An 18,117-nucleotide genomic window follows, 5' to 3' on the forward strand; every position below is an offset into this window, starting at 1 on the left:
GATGACTTAATCCGCAAGAGAGGCGTGCCCATGTCAGACCCCATTCTCGATGAGATCGACGCGCTGGGCGATAAGCTGGCGCAGGCGCGGACCTCTATCACCAAGCGGTTCATCGGCCAGACGCGGGTGGTCGATCTGGTGCTGTCGACGCTTCTGTGCGGCGGCCACGGCCTGCTGATCGGCCTGCCGGGGCTGGGCAAGACGCGATTGGTCGAGACGCTGTCGACCGTGATGGGGCTGGACGGAAAGCGCGTGCAATTCACCCCCGATCTGATGCCCGCTGATATTCTTGGGTCAGAGGTGCTGGAAACGGGGCAGGACGGCGCGCGCGCTTTCAAGTTCATCGAAGGTCCGATCTTCTGCCAGCTTCTGATGGCGGATGAGATCAACCGCGCCTCTCCCCGCACGCAATCGGCGCTGTTGCAGGCAATGCAGGAGAAATCGGTGACCGTCGCGGGGCAGACGCACCCCTTGGCCGCGCCCTTCCATGTTCTCGCAACCCAGAACCCGATCGAGCAGGAGGGCACGTATCCTCTGCCCGAAGCGCAACTGGACCGCTTCCTTGTGCAGATCGACGTGCCCTATCCCGACCGCGAAACCGAGCGTGATATTCTGATGGCCACGACGGGCGCAGAGGAAGAGGTCGCCCACGCCGTTTTCACTGACCACGATCTGATCGCTGCGCAGCTTCTGCTGCGTCGGATGCCGGTTGGCGACGGTGTGATCGAAGCGATCCTTGACCTCGTGCGCGCCTGCCGCCCCGAAGAGGACAGCGCGCCAGAGGTCATCCGCGAAAATGTCGGCTGGGGCCCAGGTCCGCGTGCGGCGCAGGCCCTGATGCTGACGGTCCGGGCTCGCGCGCTGCTGGACGGGCGCTTGGTGCCGAACGTCGAAGACGTGGCCGACATGGCCGGCCCGGTCCTGACGCACCGCATGGCGCTGACATTCGCGGCTCGCGCGCGCGGCATCGTCTTGCCGGACGTGATCGCGCAAACGGTCGACCGGGTTACATCACTGCGGTCCGCCGCGTGAGCGATCCCGCTGCCCTCCGCGCCCGCGCCGAAGGGCTGGCCGGGGCCTTTCCACCGCTTTTGGCGGGTGCGCGGCACTTGGCCGCATCCGTCGTTCTGGGCGCGCATGGTCGCCGCCGTCCGGGGCAGGGTGACGAGTTCTGGCAATATCGTCCCGCCATCCCCGGTGACGAGGCGCGCAGCATCGACTGGCGCCGTTCGGGCCGGTCGGATGCCCATTTCGTGCGACAAAAGGAATGGCAGGCGGCGCAGTCGGTGTCGCTTTGGATCGACCCGTCCGCGTCCATGGCATTCGCGTCCGACAGCGCGTTGCCCGAAAAACGCTACCGTGCTGCCGAACTGGGCTTGGCGCTTGCGATCCTGCTGGTGCGCGGCGGCGAACGTGTGGGCCTCATGGGCCACGACCTGCCCGCCCGCGGCGGAGAGGTGCAGTTGATGCGTCTGGCCGCCGCGATGGAGGCCGATCCCGACGGCGAATACGGCGAACCGACCGCGCGCGAGATGCCGTCGCGGTCCCGCGCGGCGTTCGTCTCGGATTTTCTGGGTGACATCTCGGCGGCCCGCGCCGCGTTGACCGAAGCGGCCGACCGAGGTGTGTCGGGCGTGATGATCCAGGTTCTCGACCCGCAGGAAGAGGCGTTTCCCTTCGACGGTCGGACAGTCTTCGAGTCCATGGGCGGCGGCATCCGGCATGAGACGTTGAAGGCCCGCGACCTGCGTGACCGCTATCTGGATCGACTGGCCGAGCGGAAGGCCGACTTGGCCGACCTGTGCCGCGCGACCGGCTGGCAATACCACTGCCACCACACAAACACCCCGGCCACGCAGGCGCTGCTCTGGGCCTATTCCGCGCTTGAAAGGGTCGTGTAGATGCTGATCCTCGGTCCCATCGGCTTTACCGCGCCTTGGCTTCTGCTGGGCCTGATCGCCTTGCCGATCCTGTGGATTTTGCTGCGCGCCGTGCCGCCCGCGCCGATCCGCCGCCGCTTTCCCGGCGTGGCGCTTCTGCTGGGTCTGCAGGACGAGGAACACCAGTCCGACAAGACGCCGTGGTGGCTTTTGCTGCTGCGCAGCCTTGCCATTGCCGCGCTGATCGCGGGCTTCGCCGGTCCGGTCCTGAATCCCGACCCGCGCGAGCCGGGCACCGGCCCGCTGCTGGTGCTGATGGACGGCACATGGGCCGACGCCCGCGACTGGCCGCGCCGGATCGACCGGGTAGAGCAGGCATTGTCAGAGGCGACACGCGACGACCGCCCCGCCGCCGTCGTTCTGCTGACCGACCCGCCCGCCGGTGATCTTCCGTTCCGCGCCGCGCAATCGTGGGTGTCGCAGCTTCCGGGCCTGACGCCGCAGCCTTGGGCTCCGCAAGACAGTGCAGCTTGGGCCGAGGGGTTGCCCGGCAACTTCGATACAATCTGGCTGTCCGATGGTCTGGACCGCGAAAGCCGCGCTGAAACGCTGGCTGCGCTTGAAGATCGCGGGTCGGTGCGCGTGTTCGAATCCCCACGTCCCATCTACGGCCTGCGCCCCCCGATATTCGAGGACGGAGCGATCTCGCTGTCCGTGACCCGCGCGGGCGACGGTGTCGAACGCACGGTGACCATCGCCGCGCAGGGGCTCGATCCAAACGGGGTGGAGCGTCAGTTGGCCACGGTCGATGCGACCTTTGCCCAAGGCGAGACGGAGGCCGAAGTCGCCGTGTCGCTGCCCCCGGAATTGCGTAACCGCGTGTCCCGGTTTGAGGTCATCGGCGCACGATCCGCCGGGGCCGTCAGCCTGACCGACGACGCTTTGAAACGGCGCGAAGTGGCGCTGCTGTCGGGCAGCGAGGCCCGCGAGTCCGTCGAGTTGCTGAACCCCACGCACTACTTGGAACAGGCGCTCGACCCCGTGGCCGACCTGATCGACGGCGCGCTGTCCGATGTGCTTTTGGCCAACCCGGACGCCATCGTTCTGGCTGACGTGGCGACCGTGCCTGACGCGCAATCCGCCGACCTGCTGGCGTGGATCGACGCTGGCGGCCTGCTGGTGCGCTTCGCCGGCCCGCGCCTTGCCGCGTCTGACGTCAGCCGTGCCGAGGAGGACCCCCTGATGCCCGTGCGCCTTCGCGCCGGTGGCCGCTCTGTCGGTGGCGCGATGAGTTGGGGAGAGCCGAAAGAGCTGCAGACCTTCGCCGACGAAAGCCCCTTCGCCGGATTGTCGGTGCCCGAAGATGTTACCGTCACCGCGCAGGTGCTGGCGCAACCTGACCCGACGCTGTCCGAACGCACCATCGCCTCGCTTGCCGATGGCACGCCGCTGGTCACGCGCAAACGCATCGGCGCGGGGCAGGTGGTGTTGTTCCACGTCACCGCCAACGCCGAATGGTCCAGCCTGCCGCTGTCGGGCCTGTTCGTGTCGATGCTGGAACGGCTTGCCGTCTCGACCCGCCCCGCGCAGCCGGACGCGAGTGAGCTGGAAGGCACGACATGGCAGATCGACAGCCGCCTGACGGCGTTCGGAGCGGTCGAAGACGCGGGCAACCTGCCCGGCGTTCCGGGCGAGCGGCTGGCCGACAGCGCGCCGGGCCCCGACGCGCCTCCGGGCCTCTATGCCGGAGAGGACCGCCGCCTCGCGCTGAATGTGATCGGGCCGGAGACCGTTTTGACTGCAACCGCATGGCCGTCGCGCATCCCGGTCGAAGGGCTGGCGACGGCACAGGAACAACCGCTTGGGGGTCTACTTCTGTCGCTCGGCATCGCTCTTCTGGCGATCGATGTGTTGGCGTCCCTGTGGCTGGCCGGGCGACTGACGGGACCGCGCGCTGCCGCCGCCGCTTTGGCGGGGCTGATGCTGATCGGCGCGCCGCAGGCCGACGCTCAAAATGGAATGTCGTCTACCCCGCCCCGCGAAGAGGTGACCGACGACGCCTTCGCTGCTGCCGTCACATCCGAAGTGACGCTGGCCCACGTTCTGACCGGCGACGACCGGCTGGATCAGACCGCTCAGGCGGGGCTGTTCGGGCTGGGGCAGACGCTGTTTCGCCGCACCTCTATCGAGCCGTCCGAACCCGTTGGCGTGAACCTTGAGACCGATGAGCTGGCGTTCTACCCGTTCCTCTACTGGCCCGTCAGCGCGGATATGGCGCGCCCCTCGGATGCCGCCTACGCCAAGCTGAACGCCTACCTGCGGTCGGGCGGCATGATCCTGTTCGACACGCGCGATGCGGATATGGGCGGCACGGCGACCACGCCTACCAGCCGCAAGTTGCAGGAGCTGGCCCGCCCGCTGGACGTGCCGCCACTGGAGCAGATCCCGGCGGATCACGTTCTGACGCGCACCTTCTACCTGCTGCAGGACTTCCCTGGCCGCCATGCCACGCCGAACATATGGGTCGAGGCTGCTCCGCCGGATGCCGAGATGGTCGAAGGCATGCCGTTCCGCGATCTGAACGACAACGTAACGCCCGTGGTCATCGGCGGCGGCGATTGGGCTGCCGCATGGGCGGTGGACGACACGGGCCGCCCGATGTTCCCCGTAGGCCGGGGCTTTGCCGGAGAGCGGCAGCGCGAAATCTCGCTGCGCTTCGGCGTGAATCTGATCATGCACGTGCTGACCGGCAACTATAAGTCCGATCAGGTCCACGTGCCCGCGCTGCTCGACCGTCTTGGGAATTGAGAGCGTTCGACATGAGTATTTGTAAAAACAAAGAAAGCAGGTCGCTTTGACCGAAACCGTGATCTTTGATCCATTGGTGCCTTGGGTGGTACTGGCCGTGCTGGCGGGCGTTGCGGTGCTGGTCGTCGGACTGGCGCTATGGCGCGGGCTGGGCGGCTGGTGGCTGCGCGGGCTGGCGGCGCTGGCTTTGCTGGCGGCCTTGTCCGGCCCGTCTTTGCAAAGCGAGGACCGCGCTCCGCTGTCGGACATCGTGATCGCAGTGGTGGACGAAAGCGCGTCGCAGCGGCTGTCGGACCGGCCGGACCAGTCTGCGGCGGCATTGGCGCGGTTGGAGAGCGAAATTTCGGCGCTGGGCAACACGGAATTGCGCGTCGTGCGATTGGGCGACGGGCAGGGCGACGGGGGCACCGAATTGATGACGGCTTTGTCGCAGGCGTTGGCCGAAGAACCGCAAGCGCGGATCGCGGGCGCGGTGCTGATCTCGGACGGGCGGTTGCACGATATCGAAAACGCTCCGGATCTGCCCGCGCCGCTGCACTTGTTGATGACGGGCCAGCCCGAGGATTGGGACAGGCGGTTGGAGATCACGACCGCGCCCGCCTTCGCCATTCTGGGCGAAGAGGTGGCGCTGCGCCTACGGATCGACAATCAGGGCGCCGTGCCTGCCGCCGAAGGCCAGACGGTCTCTTTAGAGATCGCCATCGACGGCGGTGAGGCGCGCAGCTTCGATGTACCCGTGGGCGAAGAGTTGGAGCTGCCCGTCGTGCTGCCCCACGCGGGCATCAACGTGATCCAGTTCAACGTGCCGGTCGCCGAAGGCGAGCTGACCGACCGCAACAACGCCGCTGTCGTGCGTATCAACGGCGTGCGCGACCGGCTGCGGGTGTTGCTGGTCTCGGGCGAGCCACACGCGGGCGAGCGGACATGGCGCAACCTGCTGAAGTCGGACGCCTCACTCGATCTGGTCCATTTCACCATTCTGCGTCCGCCAGAAAAGCAGGACGGCGTGCCGGTCAACGAGCTGTCCCTGATCGCTTTCCCGACGCGGGAGCTGTTCCTGGAGAAGATCGACGAATTCGATCTGATCATATTCGACAAGTATCAGCGGCGGGGCATCTTGCCTGCGTTGTATCTGGATAACGTGCGGCAATACGTGGAAAACGGCGGCGCGGTGCTCGTGGCCGCGGGGCCGGACTTTGCCAGCGCCGCATCGCTGTACCGCTCGCCGCTTGGGGAAATCCTGCCCGCAGCACCTACCAGCCGCGTGCTGGAGGAGGCCTACCTGCCCCGTCTGACCGACATGGGGCGGCGTCATCCGGTGACGCGCGGACTTGGCGGCGGCGGGGAAGAGCCGGACTGGGGACGCTGGCTACGCCAAATCGAGTTGGAGCCGTTGGGCGGTCAGGTCGTGATGACCGGGATCGACGATAGCCCGCTTCTCGTGCTTGACCGTGTGGGCGAAGGGCGCGTGGCGTTGCTCGGTTCTGACCATGCATGGCTGTGGAGCCGTGGATATGAGGGCGGTGGCCCGCAACTCGACCTGCTGCGACGGCTGGCACATTGGTCGATGAAGGAACCGGAACTGGAGGAAGAGGCGCTGAGTGCCGTTGCCGATGGTCAGCGCATGGTTGTCACGCGTCGCACGTTGGATGAGACCACCGGCCCGCTGACGATTACTGGCCCTGACGGCGAGACCGTCGAGTTGGAAATGGAAGAGGTTGCGCCCGGTCAGTTCCAGGCCGAGTTTACCGGGCCGGAGATCGGGTTGTATCGGCTGGCGCAGGGCGATGAAGAGGCAGTCGTCGCCCTCGGTCCGCAAAGCCCGCGCGAGTTCGAGCAGACAGTCGCCAGCGGCGAGACGCTGGAGCCTTTGATCGACGGCTCTCGGGGGGGCATTCGGGGGATCAGCGACGGCCTGCCGGATGTGCGTCAGGTTCGGGCGGGTCGCCAAGCTGCTGGACGCGGCTGGATTGGGATCACGCCGCGTGATGCCTATCTGACGGCGGATATCACCGCAGTGCCGTTGCTACCTGCGTGGCTATGGCTGATCCTGGCCGCCGGTTTGGCAACGGGCGCTTGGCTGCGTGAAGGACGCCGGTAGCAAAATGCGAAACGGCCCCGCGTTGGGGCCGTTGTTCTGATCAGGGCGCTTTCGAGTGGCTGTCGCCGTCAACCGCGAGAGCGGATTTCTCGATATCGTCACGCTCCTTGCGTTCTTCGGTTTTGATCTTGGACCGATAGGCGAAGACGCTGAAGATCAGCAGGGTCATAAGGGCGAGCAGGGGCAGAAGCCATCCTAGGGACATGTGTTATCCAATCGTTACGTGTTCTGTCTGCTCAAACCCTCAGACAGCGATTGGTTTCCGTAAAGTCATGGGGTGCGACGACACGCGTCAGGGTAGATCGAAGGCCTGTGTATCGGTGGCCCAGCCCTCGGGCAGAGTGCTGGCGCGGATATGCACCCGTCGCGTGTCCGTGGGGATCGAAATCGTGTGCGACCGGGTGAAGGGCTGCTCGTTCACGTGCGGGTGCAGCAATTCGCGGGTGCCAAGCACCGTCCCGTCCGCCGCCTCGACCCGCCAGCCGTCGGCGTAGTCCTCCCAGCCGGTGTCGCCATGTTCCAGCGTTACGGAGATGCGCCAATCGGCTCCGCTCTGCGTGGCGGAGACCTCCACGATCCGGGCGGGATCGGCAATGGCAGGCAGAGCCAGGAACACAAGGGGCAGAGCAATGCGCATGGGGTTAAGGTAGGGGCGATCCGTCGCCTTGCCACCGTTGGGGCAGGCGCATACCCTTGGAATCAGGAGGAGACCCCGATGCAGATGCCCGAACCCGATGCGCGCGTGATCTCGAAAAAAGCGGAACTGGTCCGCCGTTTGGCACAGGTTCTGCCGGGCGACGCCCTGATCCACGAGCCGCGCGAGCTGAAGGCCTACGAATGCGACGCGCTGACGGCCTACAAATGCCCGCCGCTGGCCGTGGTTCTTCCCAGCTCGACCGAGGAGGTCGCCTCCGCGCTGAAGGTCTGCCACGAATTGCGCGTGCCGGTGGTGCCGCGCGGGGCCGGAACCTCTTTGGCGGGCGGATCGCTGCCCACTGCCGACAGTGTCGTGCTGGGCGTCGCGCGCCTGACCGACGTGATCGAGACGAATTACCCCGACCGCTACATCACCGTGCAGACGGGCCGCACGAACCTGTCGGTCACCGGCGCTGTCGAGGAGAACGGCTTTTTCTACGCCCCCGACCCGTCGTCGCAGCTGGCTTGTGCCATCTCGGGCAACATCGCGATGAACTCCGGCGGGGCGCATTGCCTGAAATACGGCGTGACCACCAACAATCTGTTGGGTGTCACGATGGTGCTGATGGACGGCACCGTGGTGGAATTGGGCGGCGCGCATATGGATGCGGGCGGGCTGGACTTGCTCGGCGTCGTTTGCGGGTCCGAAGGACAGCTGGGTGTCGTGACCGAAGCGACCCTGCGGATCCTGCCCAAGCCCGAAGGCGCGCGACCCTGCCTGATCGGCTTCGACTCGTCGGAAGTGGCCGGGGCCTGCGTGTCCGGTATCATCAAGGCCGGGATCTTGCCCGTCGCCATCGAATTCATGGACCGCCCCTGCATCCGCGCCACGGATGCGTTCTCCGGCGCGGGTTATCCCGATTGCGAGGCGCTGCTGATCGTGGAAGTCGAAGGCTCGGACGCCGAAATCGACGCTCAGCTCGACGCCATCAGCGCCATCGCGCGCCAGCATGATCCGGTGGAACTGCGCGTGTCGCAGTCCGAGGATGAGAGCGCGCGTATCTGGCTGGGCCGCAAGTCTGCGTTCGGCGCGATGGGGCAGATCAACGACTACATCTGCCTCGACGGCACGATCCCGGTGGGCGAACTGCCCCGCGTCCTGCGCGGGATCGGCGATCTGTCGAAGAAGCATGGGCTGGACGTGGCGAACGTCTTTCACGCGGGCGACGGCAATATGCATCCGCTGATCCTGTTCGACGCCAACAAGGACGGCGATCTGGAACGGGCAGAGGCGCTGGGCGAAGACATCCTGACCCTTTGCGTCGAAGTCGGTGGCTGTCTGACGGGCGAACACGGCGTCGGCGTGGAAAAACGCGATCTGATGACGGTGCAATTCGCCCCGGTTGATCTGGAAGCGCAGATGCGGGTGAAGGATGTGTTCGATCCCGCATGGCTGCTGAACCCCGCCAAGGTCTTCCCGCTTGCGTCATCCGACACGCGGCGCGTGGCCGCTGAGTAGAGCCTCCGGCGGAGGTATTTTTAGAACGATGAAGGAGCGGTCGTGCTGAGACCAGAGACCGAGGCCGATCTGGCCGAAATGGTGCGCGCCGCGAACGGCCCCTTGCGCGTGCAGGGCGGCGGGACTCGAATCGCCGTGCCGGGAGCCGATCTGACGACTGCCGGGCTGAACGGCATTTCACTGTATGAGCCGGGCGCGCTGACGCTGGTGGCGGGGGCGGGAACGCCGATGGCCGATGTGCAGGCCGCGCTGGATGCCGAAGGTCAGCGGATGGCGTTCGAGCCGTGGGACTACCGCGCCGTGCTGGGCCGCGACGGTGTGCCGACGCTTGGCGGCTGTGTTTCGGTCAACGCCAGCGGACCCCGGCGCATGGTGGCGGGCGCGGCCCGGGACGCGGCGATCGGCGTTCGGTTCGTCGACGGTAGCGGGACGGCCATAAAGTCGGGTGGGCGCGTGATGAAGAACGTCACGGGTCTGGACCTGGCGAAGCTGGTCTGCGGCGCGCGCGGGCAGTTGGGCATCGTGACGGAAGTGGCGGTGAAGCTGCTGCCGGGCGTCGCGGCGACCCGCACGCTGGTCGCACAGGGTCATGACGCGGCAGAGGCTGTGCGGGTCATGTCCGGCGCGCTTGGCACGCCTTATGAGGTGACCGGGGCCGCCTACTCTGACGGACGCACGATGTTGCGACTGGAAGGGGCAGAGGCGTCGGTGGACTATCGCGCGGACGTTCTGGTCAAGGCGCTGGGTGGTGACTGGTCGGTGGAAAAGATCGATTGGGCCGACATCCGCGACGCGACGCAATTCGCTGGATCAGACGCCGACCTGTGGCGCATCTCGGTCAAGCCGTCCGACGCGCCGGGGCTGGTGGTCTCGCTGCCGGGGCGCACGATGCTCGACTGGGGCGGCGGGCTGGTCTGGGCCGAAGCCGATCCCGGCACCGACCTGCGTGCCAGGATGAACTGCCCCGGCCACGCCACACTGATCCGCGCCGCCCCCGAAACGCACGCCGCACTTGGCACGGCACACCCCGATCCCACGCCGGTCGCACGCCTGTCCGAAGGTTTGCGCACCCAGTTCGACCCGCGCGGCCTGTTCCAGATGGAAGACACCTGACCCATGCAGACGACCTTCACGCCCGAGCAGCTGCAAGACCCCGCGACCGCGCGCTCGAACGAGGTGCTGCGCGCCTGCGTTCACTGCGGCTTTTGCACTGCGACCTGCCCGACCTATCAGGTGCTGGGCGATGAGCTGGATAGCCCGCGCGGACGCATCTACCTGATCAAGGACATGCTGGAGAACGACCGCCCCGCCGACGCGCAGACGGTCAAACATATCGACCGTTGCCTTTCGTGCCTGGCGTGCATGACGACCTGCCCGTCGGGCGTGCACTACATGCATCTTGTCGACCATGCCCGCGCGCATATCGAAAAGACTTACACACGCCCCTGGCCCGACCGCGCGCTGCGTTGGACGCTGGCGCAGATCCTGCCCTATCCGAACCGATTCCGGTTGGCCCTGCGCGCGGCCAAGCTGGGGCGGCCTTTCAAACGGCTGATGCCCGACAAGCGCCTGCGCGCGATGCTCGACATGGCGCCGGACAAAGTCGCGCCGCCAAGCCTTGTGGACCGCCCCCAGACCCACGCCGCGGAAGGCGAGCGAAAGATGCGCGTTGCCCTGCTGACGGGCTGCGCGCAATCGGCGCTCGACCCGGCGATCAACGCCGCCACCGTGCGCCTGCTGACCCGGCTGGGCGCAGAGGTTGTCGTGGCCGACGGCATGGGCTGCTGCGGCGCGCTGGTGCATCATATGGGGCAAGAGGACCGATCCCATTCGCAGGCCGCCGCCAACATCCGGGCGTGGCAAAAGGTGAAGGCGAACGGTGGGCTGGACGCGGTTGTCATCAACACATCCGGCTGCGGCACGACCGTCAAGGATTACGGCCACATGATGCGGACGACTGATCTGGCTGAAGATGCCGCCGAGATCAGCGCGTTGGCCTGCGATGTGTCGGAACTGCTGGAACGGCTGCTGCCGGGAAAGGCCCCGATCCACGAAACGCTGAAGGCAAGGGACGATATCGCGGGCATCGACGCGCACGATCCGCCCGCGATGGGCGACGGCCCCATCCGCGTCGCCTATCACGCGGCCTGCTCGTTGCAGCACGGCCAAAAGGTGAAGGGCGCGCCCAAGGCCCTGCTGGCACGTGCCGGATTCGAGGTGGTCGAGCCGAAGGACAGCCACCTGTGCTGCGGCTCTGCCGGCACCTACAACCTGATGCAGCCCGAGATCGCCGGAGAACTGAAGACCCGCAAGGTGCAGACGCTGGAAGCAAAGGCCCCGCAGATCATCGCGGCTGGCAATATCGGCTGCATGGTGCAGATCGGATCGGGCACCGACATTCCGGTCGTCCATACCGTCGAGCTTCTGGATTGGGCCACTGGTGGCCCCAAACCGGACAAGATTGCCGCGCAAACGCCCTGACCTTCCCCTGAAGTCGCCGCATCGGCGCCGCGCCTTGCCACCAGTCTGACCACAGACGACGTGGAAGGGAGATGGCTCCGTGCGACACCTCAAGGCCCTTGGGCTCAGCCTGCTGTTCGGACTGCTCGCCGGACAGAGCGTGGCACAGGATAGCGCGCTTCGGGCGCTGACCACCGGAGACGATGCCAAACCCTTCCACGCCGTCGGACGCCTTGAACTGGCCGGCACGGGCTTTTGCACCGCGACCCTGCTGTCGGCGCGTGAAGTCCTGACAGCCGCGCATTGCGTCGTGAACGATGACGGCACGCAGATGCGCCCCGAACAGGTCGTCTTCATGGCCGGGTTCCGCGACGGCCGGGCAGAAGCACACCGCACCGCGAAACGGATCGTCGTGGCGCAGGGCTACCGCGCGAACGACATGGCGATATCGTCACTGGCCTACGACGTTGCCCTGATCGAGCTGGACCGCCCGGTGGATGCCGCCATGGTCGCCCCCATCGGCGCCAGCAGCGTCGGCGGCGCAGAGATCGGCGTGGTCTCCTACGCCCACGACCGGGCAGAGCGGCCTGCGTTGCAGGAAACCTGCCGCGTTCTGGGCCGTGACTACGGCGCGCTCGTCATGTCGTGCGACGCGGATTTCGGCACATCGGGCGCCCCTGTACTGACCTTCAGCGGCGGTGCGCCGCGGATCGTCTCGGTCGTCTCTGCTAAGGCGCACTCGAACGGTCAGAAGGTTTCCATCGGCACCGACCTTGCCGCGACGTTGCCCGCATTGCGCGCCGAACTGGCACGGGGCGACGGCGTGTTCTTCCGCGCCGCACCCAAGGTTCTGCGCCTTAGCCAGAGTGAGGCGCGGCAAGGTGGGCCGGGCAAATTCTTGAAACCATAGGATACTTTTCGCGCGCGGGCTCTCTTGAACCGCTGCGCGGCGTTTCCCATATTTCCGGTGTCGGACGCCTATGAAGGGTCCGGCATCGGCCCGTTCCCATGGTGGGAAGGGCTCATATGGTGATCGCTTTTGAAAGGATTTCCCATGCGAACCTTCGACCTTGCTCCACTTTACCGTGCCACTGTCGGCTTCGACCAGATGGCCGAAATGATGGACCGCGTCCTGTCCGACAACGCAGGCGCGCAAACCTATCCCCCCTACAACATCGAAAAGACCGGCGATGATGCCTGGGCAATCGAGATCGCCGTCGCGGGCTTCTCCGACGAGGATCTGACCGTTGAGCAGCGCGAGAATGCGCTCGTGATTTCTGCCCGTCGCGCCGACGATGACGCCGATCGCAAGTATCTGCACCGCGGCATCGCCACCCGTGCGTTCGAGCGTCGGTTCCACCTTGCCGACCACGTCCGAGTCGAGGCCGCGCACCACGCCAACGGCATGCTGGTCATCGAGTTGAAGCGCGAAGTGCCAGAGGCGCTGAAGCCGCGCCGGATCGAAATCCAAGCGACCGGCAACACCGTCGCGCACCAGATCGCCGCCGAGTGATCCGCTTGATCGCGTAAGTCGAAGGCCGTGCCCTAGGGCGCGGCCTTCTTTCGTTGCAGGACACGCCCGTCCGTGACGGCCAGGCCCACGGCGATGACGGCGAACCCGATCCAGCCCGTGACACCGATGCGCTCGTCCAGGAACAGCACACCCAATGCGATGGCGAAGGGTGGGATCATTAGGGTCACCAGCATCAGGTTCGCCGCCCCTGCGCGGGGCAGGATGGCGAAATAAAGCTGATAGGCGAAGGCGGTGGACAGTGCGGCGAGCGACAGTAGGGCGGCCCACGTCGCGGGCCGCAGGTCGATTGACGGAACGCCGTCCATCACCAGGACCACAGGCACCAGCAGGACGGTCGATCCACACAACATGCCCAAAGCGTTCATCAGCGGCGGTTGCCCGGCCAGATGCTTGCGCGCCCAGACCCCCGCCAAAGCGTATGAGAGTGCCGCGCCCAGAACCGCCAGCTGCCCAAGATTGCGGGGGTCCAGCGTGGACAGCGCATCCGGCCCCATGATGATCGCCACACCCGTCAATCCAATCGCAGCACCCGCAATGCGATTGCGGGTCAGCGGCTCATCCGCCAGCAGAAGCCCCGCGACAACGGCCCCGAAGATGGCCGTCGTGCCGTTCAGGATAGAGGCAAGGCCGCTCTCGATCCGCGTCTGTCCCCAGAAAATCAGGCTGAACGGGATCGCGTTGTTCAGGCCGCCCATCACCAGATACGCACCCCAGACGCGCGCGGCGCGTGGCACGGCAATGCCCCGCGCCCGCACCACGAGACCAAGGATCAGCGCCGCCCATCCTACGCGGTGCAGTGCGATGGTCAGCGGCGGCACCTCGCGCAAGGCGATCTCGGCGAAGAAGAACGATCCGCCCCAGACGGCGGCAAGGATCAGCAGGAGAAGGACGGACACAAAATCGAGGCGCTGGGTCATCCCCCTGCATGGCCCGGATCGCGACACCGCGCGACCCGGATCCTGCGCGATCAGTCCGGCGTGGCGGCGTCCGGATGAATCAGCCCTTCATCTCTGCAGGCTTGCCAGAAGTCTGCGGACACCGGGTTTGCCGCCGCCGCAACATCCTCGATAGCCTCATGCGGTTCCGACAGGCCAAGGCACAGCGATGCGCAGACATCCTGCGCCATGGCGAACCGGATCGCGGCGGTCAGCAGGTCGGACCCGTGCTCAAACGCCAGCGCCCGGAACCTGTCGCGCTTTTCCATTCGCTCTTTCGCGATGACGGTATTGCTGTCTCCGTAGTGATACTGGTGCCGCCCGGCCAGAAAGCCCGCGTTCAGGGCAGATCCGATGACGAAGGTGTTGCCCCGCTTGCGCGCCGCCGGAAAGACTTCCGTCACCGCGTTGTCGTGCTCAATCAGGCTGAACTGGCTGGCCAGCAAATGAATGTCGGGATCACTGTCCTTCATGCAGCGCAGGATCGGTTCGGGCCGATTCACGCCCATGCCCCATGCGTCGATCACGCCCTGATCGCGCAGGTCGCAGAGCGCGCGGAAGCCGCCATCGACGGCACCGGGCCATAGGGCATCCCAGTCATCGGGCAAAGCATCGTTGTCGGGCGACAGGTCATGCACGAAGACGATATCGATGTGATCCAGACCGGTCCGCTGTAGCGAATCCTCGATTGATCGCATCACGCCGTCACGCGAGTAATCATAGACCTCGACGTTTGGAGAGGGCGAAAAGGGCATTTGCTGCTGCCCTAGATGCTCCCGCCCAGCCTGCAGCAATCGCCCGACTTTGGACGAGATCACGAAGCTGTCGCGGGGTTTCTGGTGAAGCATCTGCCCGAAGCGCCGCTCCGCCAGACCTAGCCCGTAATGCGGGGCCACGTCGAAGTAGCGGATGCCAGTGTCCCAGGCCGCGTTCAGCGTGGCCATTGCCGTGGCGTCCGGAATGGGGCGGAACTCATTTCCAAGGGCCGCGCCGCCCATCCCGAGTGTGTGGGGAAGGGTGTAGCGGCTCATTGGTCGACCTGCACGTTCAGGCAGATGTATTTCACTTCCAGATATTCATCGATGCCCATGTGCGATCCCTCGCGGCCCAGCCCCGACTGCTTGACGCCGCCGAAAGGCGCGACAGGGGTGGAAATCAGGCCGGTGTTCACGCCGACGATCCCGTACTCCAAGGCCTCGGACACGCGGGTCACGCGACTGAGGTCGTTGGAGAAGAAGTAGGATGCCAGCCCAAAGATCGTGTCGTTGGCGTAGCGGATGCCTTCTTCTTCCGTCTCGAACTTGAACAGCGGTGCAAGGGGGCCAAAGGTTTCTTCGGTCGCGAAGGCCATGTCCTGCGTGGCACCCGTGACGATGGTCGGCTGAAAGAAAGTCCCGCCCTTCTCATGTCGGTCGCCGCCGTAGATCACGTCGCCGCCTTTGGACTTGGCGTCGGCGATGTGATCCTCGACCTTCTTCACCGCGTCCTCGTCGATCAGCGGACCGAAGTCGACGTCGCCCTCCAGAGCGTCGCCCACGGTCATCTGCTCCAGCCGCGTCTTCAGCTTTTCGGCGAAGGCATCATAGACACCTGCCTGCACGTAGATGCGGTTGGCGCAGACACAGGTCTGACCCGCGTTGCGGAACTTGCAGGCGATGGCGCCTTCCACGGCCTGATCCAGATCGGCGTCGTCGAACACCAGGAACGGCGCGTTGCCGCCCAGCTCCATCGAGGTCTTCACAACCCGGTCGGCGGACTGCTTCAACAGGATGCGCCCGACCTCGGTCGAGCCGGTGAAGGTCAGCTTTCGCACATGGTCGTTCTCGCAAAACTCTTGCCCGATGCCCTTCGAGTCGCTGGACGGCACCACAGAGAAGATACCCTCTGGCAGTCCGGCCCGCGTCGCCAGCTCGGCAATCGCAAGGGCTGACAGGGGCGTCAGCGACGGCGGCCGCACCACGAAGGCACAGCCGGCGGCCAGCGCGGGCCCGGCCTTGCGGGTGATCATCGCATTGGGGAAGTTCCACGGTGTGATCGCGGCGGCGACGCCGATGGGCTGACGGATGACGTGAATGCGTTTGTCGGGCGCGTGGGGGGGAATGATCTCTCCGTAGACGCGCCGCGCTTCCTCAGCGAACCACTTGATGAAGCCCGCGCCGTACATGATCTCGCCCTTAGCCTCTGACACAGGCTTGCCCTGTTCGGCGGTCAGGATCAGGGCAAGGTCGTCAGCGTGCTCGACCATCAGATCATGCCACTTCATCAGAAGGTCGCGCCGATCCTCTGCCGTTCGCTTGGCCCAGGCCCTTTGCGCCGTTGCAGCGGTATCGAGCGCGCGGGCCACATCGTCGCGATCCAGATCGGCCACAGCGATCAGCGTGTCGCCCTTTGCGGGGTTCGTCACGTCGAAGGTCTGGCCCGATCCGGCATCGCACCATTTTCCAGCGACATAAGCTTGCCCTTTCAGAAGCGATGGGTCGGACAGGCGGGCGGCAAGGTTTGTGTCGGGCATGGGGGTCTCCGTTTGGATTTGCCCGATACCTAGGGCGCGTCGGGCAAGGCGGCCATCACGAAGGTGCGCGTCCAGTCGGACAGGGGCGGCAGCAGTCCCACCGTCGCCGCGCCGCCGATCAGAACGAAGACGATGCCAAGTCCGGCAACCGTCGCGGGATGCAGTCGCTGTTCGCGCAGTACGTCCCACGCGATGGAGATCCCGCAAATCAGCGCCAGATGCAGGGCTGCCGCCGAACCGCCGGGCAGGTGCAATGCATGCGTTACACGACTGACGATTGGGCCCATGATCGCGAAGGCCGCCAGAAACATCAGCCGCCAGTGCCAGTCGATCCGGCGTTTCAACGCGGCGATGACCGCAAGCAGATAAAGACTGCCGAAACCGCCCAGAAGGACCATGTTTCCCAAGAAGATGTGGATCGTATTCATCTCGGCGCTGAATCGGCGGGTGACCATGAAACCGCTGACAAGTGCGACAATCACGATCACGGAACTGAGCGCGCCCAAGCCTCTGTGCAGATGCACTCCCCCGCGCCTCACCACGGCCGTCTGAACGCAAAACAGGCCAAGCCAGCCAAGCATCGACAGCGCGTGGATGATTGTGGTGGTGCTGTAGGGATCGGTTTGATCGGGGCCGATGTGAATTTTCGGCGCGAAGGCCAGGATCGTCGCGCACAACATCGCTGTCCCGGCGATGAAGCGCAATCGGTTCTCGGCATTGTCTTCCGGGCGAGTCGTCGAGAATGTCGTATCCATAAGGCATCGTGAGAAAGATAAGCGTTGGGGCAATCCGCCGAATTGTCGGATATGATCAACCGGATTATCTATCTACCAATATGGGGGACCCTAGATGGCGTTCGACATCGACTACGACAACTCCGCCGCCGTTTCGGGCTCTGAAGCTTATGGCGCGAAGTGGCAGGCGCAGGCCGCCGACTTCCGCGACAGTCTGGGTCAGCGCGCGAGGTTGGGTGTGCCCTACGGCGCGACCGCGCGTGAGAAGGCCGATCTGTTCCTGCCCGAAGGCACGGCCACCGGGCTGACGATCTTCGTGCATGGCGGCTACTGGCGCTCGCGCCACCGTCACGACTGGTCGCATTTCGCCGCCGGTGCCTTGGCGCGGGGCGATCTGGTGGCGATGCCGTCCTACACCTTGGCGCCCGAAGCGCGGATCGCCCGTATTACGTTGCAGGTAGCCCATGCCGTCGCGCAACTGGCGGACGAGGTGCCAGACCTGCCGATCAGGCTGGTTGGGCATTCGGCGGGCGGGCATCTGGTCGCGCGCATGATGGCGGCGGATGTGATGCTACCCGAAGCGGTGGCGGACCGCCTGACGCATGTGATGCCGATCTCTCCGGTCAGCGATTTGCGCCCCCTTGTCGGGCTGAAGCTGAACGAGGATTTGCGGCTCGATGAGGCAGAGGCCGAAAGCGAAAGCCCTGCGCTTCTGCCCCGCGTGCGCGGCACGCCTGCGACGGTTTGGGTGGGGGCCGCCGAGCTGCCCGCCTTCGTCGATCAGGCGCGCTCGCTGGCAGAGGCTTGGGACGTGCCGCTGGTGCAAGCGGAGGGGCGGCACCACTTCGACGTGATAGAGCCGCTTCTGGATGCCGATAGCGAGATGCTGGAACGGCTGTTCGCGGTGTAGGGTGACGCGCCCCGGATCGGGTCTAGGGCGGTGTCTTGATTTGGCGGTCTAGCGCTCCGCGCGTTCGCACCTCGTTCGCCCCACCGGG

Annotated in this window: 16 protein-coding genes; 10 read left to right on the forward strand and 6 right to left on the reverse strand. The window is 65.8% G+C overall.

Annotation, left to right across the window (positions count from 1 at the left end; genetic code table 11):
- Nucleotides 1–30 precede the first annotated feature (30 nt).
- From FIU81_RS02205 to FIU81_RS02220, 4 genes are read left to right on the forward strand one after another with little or no spacing between them, the layout of a single operon-like run.
- Complete coding sequence (locus FIU81_RS02205; RefSeq protein ID WP_124110873.1) at nt 31–1,032, forward strand: AAA family ATPase; 1,002 nt, start codon at nt 31–33, stop codon at nt 1,030–1,032.
- Nucleotides 1,029–1,901, forward strand: coding sequence for a DUF58 domain-containing protein (locus FIU81_RS02210; protein ID WP_124110874.1), 873 nt, complete (start codon nt 1,029–1,031; stop codon nt 1,899–1,901). Before FIU81_RS02205 ends, FIU81_RS02210 begins: the two co-directional genes overlap by 4 nt.
- Complete coding sequence (locus FIU81_RS02215; protein ID WP_124110875.1) at nt 1,902–4,688, forward strand: DUF4159 domain-containing protein; 2,787 nt, start codon at nt 1,902–1,904, stop codon at nt 4,686–4,688.
- 46 nt (nt 4,689–4,734) lie between these two features.
- Nucleotides 4,735–6,789: a hypothetical protein gene (locus tag FIU81_RS02220; RefSeq protein ID WP_124110876.1), complete on the forward strand. Its 2,055-nt coding sequence runs from the start codon at nt 4,735–4,737 to the stop codon at nt 6,787–6,789.
- Between the two features lie 40 nt (nt 6,790–6,829).
- On the opposite strand, the gene FIU81_RS16630 is transcribed toward FIU81_RS02220, so the two are convergent.
- Both FIU81_RS16630 and FIU81_RS02225 read right to left on the reverse strand, forming a co-directional pair.
- On the reverse strand, nt 6,830–6,994 hold the full coding sequence (locus tag FIU81_RS16630) for a hypothetical protein (RefSeq protein WP_172971377.1): 165 nt from the start codon (nt 6,992–6,994) through the stop codon (nt 6,830–6,832).
- An 87-nt stretch (nt 6,995–7,081) separates the two neighbouring features.
- Entirely contained in the window at nt 7,082–7,426 is a 345-nt protein-coding gene (locus FIU81_RS02225; protein WP_124110877.1) for a hypothetical protein, read from the reverse strand.
- Nucleotides 7,427–7,504: 78 nt separating this feature from the next.
- Here FIU81_RS02225 and FIU81_RS02230 point away from each other — a divergent pair, with 78 nt between their 5' ends.
- From FIU81_RS02230 to FIU81_RS02250, 5 genes are all read left to right on the forward strand, one after another.
- Nucleotides 7,505–8,944: an FAD-linked oxidase C-terminal domain-containing protein gene (locus FIU81_RS02230; protein ID WP_124110878.1), complete on the forward strand. Its 1,440-nt coding sequence runs from the start codon at nt 7,505–7,507 to the stop codon at nt 8,942–8,944.
- A 45-nt stretch (nt 8,945–8,989) separates the two neighbouring features.
- Nucleotides 8,990–10,057: an FAD-binding protein gene (locus tag FIU81_RS02235; protein WP_124110913.1), complete on the forward strand. Its 1,068-nt coding sequence runs from the start codon at nt 8,990–8,992 to the stop codon at nt 10,055–10,057.
- Nucleotides 10,058–10,060: 3 nt separating this feature from the next.
- The gene (glcF, locus tag FIU81_RS02240) at nt 10,061–11,425 is read left to right on the forward strand and encodes a glycolate oxidase subunit GlcF (RefSeq protein WP_124110879.1); all 1,365 of its coding nucleotides are present in this window, start codon (nt 10,061–10,063) and stop codon (nt 11,423–11,425) included.
- Nucleotides 11,426–11,504: 79 nt separating this feature from the next.
- Nucleotides 11,505–12,314 (forward strand): trypsin-like serine peptidase, encoded by an 810-nt coding sequence (locus FIU81_RS02245; protein WP_124110880.1) that lies wholly within the window; start codon nt 11,505–11,507, stop codon nt 12,312–12,314.
- Between the two features lie 144 nt (nt 12,315–12,458).
- The gene (locus FIU81_RS02250; RefSeq protein WP_124110881.1) at nt 12,459–12,917 is read left to right on the forward strand and encodes an Hsp20 family protein; all 459 of its coding nucleotides are present in this window, start codon (nt 12,459–12,461) and stop codon (nt 12,915–12,917) included.
- A 32-nt stretch (nt 12,918–12,949) separates the two neighbouring features.
- Here the strand turns inward: FIU81_RS02250 and FIU81_RS02255 are convergent, their stop codons facing one another.
- The 4 genes from FIU81_RS02255 to FIU81_RS02270 are packed head-to-tail and all read right to left on the reverse strand — an operon-like array spanning nt 12,950 to nt 17,140.
- Complete coding sequence (locus FIU81_RS02255) at nt 12,950–13,855, reverse strand: DMT family transporter (RefSeq protein WP_124110882.1); 906 nt, start codon at nt 13,853–13,855, stop codon at nt 12,950–12,952.
- Between the two features lie 50 nt (nt 13,856–13,905).
- The gene (locus FIU81_RS02260; RefSeq protein WP_124110883.1) at nt 13,906–14,904 is read right to left on the reverse strand and encodes an aldo/keto reductase; all 999 of its coding nucleotides are present in this window, start codon (nt 14,902–14,904) and stop codon (nt 13,906–13,908) included.
- Nucleotides 14,901–16,385 (reverse strand): NAD-dependent succinate-semialdehyde dehydrogenase, encoded by a 1,485-nt coding sequence (locus FIU81_RS02265; protein ID WP_124110884.1) that lies wholly within the window; start codon nt 16,383–16,385, stop codon nt 14,901–14,903. The genes FIU81_RS02260 and FIU81_RS02265 overlap by 4 nt, the downstream gene beginning before the upstream one ends.
- A 29-nt stretch (nt 16,386–16,414) precedes the next feature.
- Entirely contained in the window at nt 16,415–17,140 is a 726-nt protein-coding gene (locus FIU81_RS02270) for a hypothetical protein (RefSeq protein WP_124110885.1), read from the reverse strand.
- A 94-nt stretch (nt 17,141–17,234) separates the two neighbouring features.
- Here FIU81_RS02270 and FIU81_RS02275 point away from each other — a divergent pair, with 94 nt between their 5' ends.
- A complete protein-coding gene (locus tag FIU81_RS02275; RefSeq protein ID WP_124110886.1) occupies nt 17,235–18,029 on the forward strand; it encodes an alpha/beta hydrolase in 795 nt (264 codons plus the stop codon).
- Nucleotides 18,030–18,117 lie beyond the last annotated feature (88 nt).

The organism is Palleronia sp. THAF1, from assembly GCF_009363795.1.
In the GTDB taxonomy this organism is placed as follows: Bacteria; Pseudomonadota; Alphaproteobacteria; order Rhodobacterales; family Rhodobacteraceae; genus Palleronia.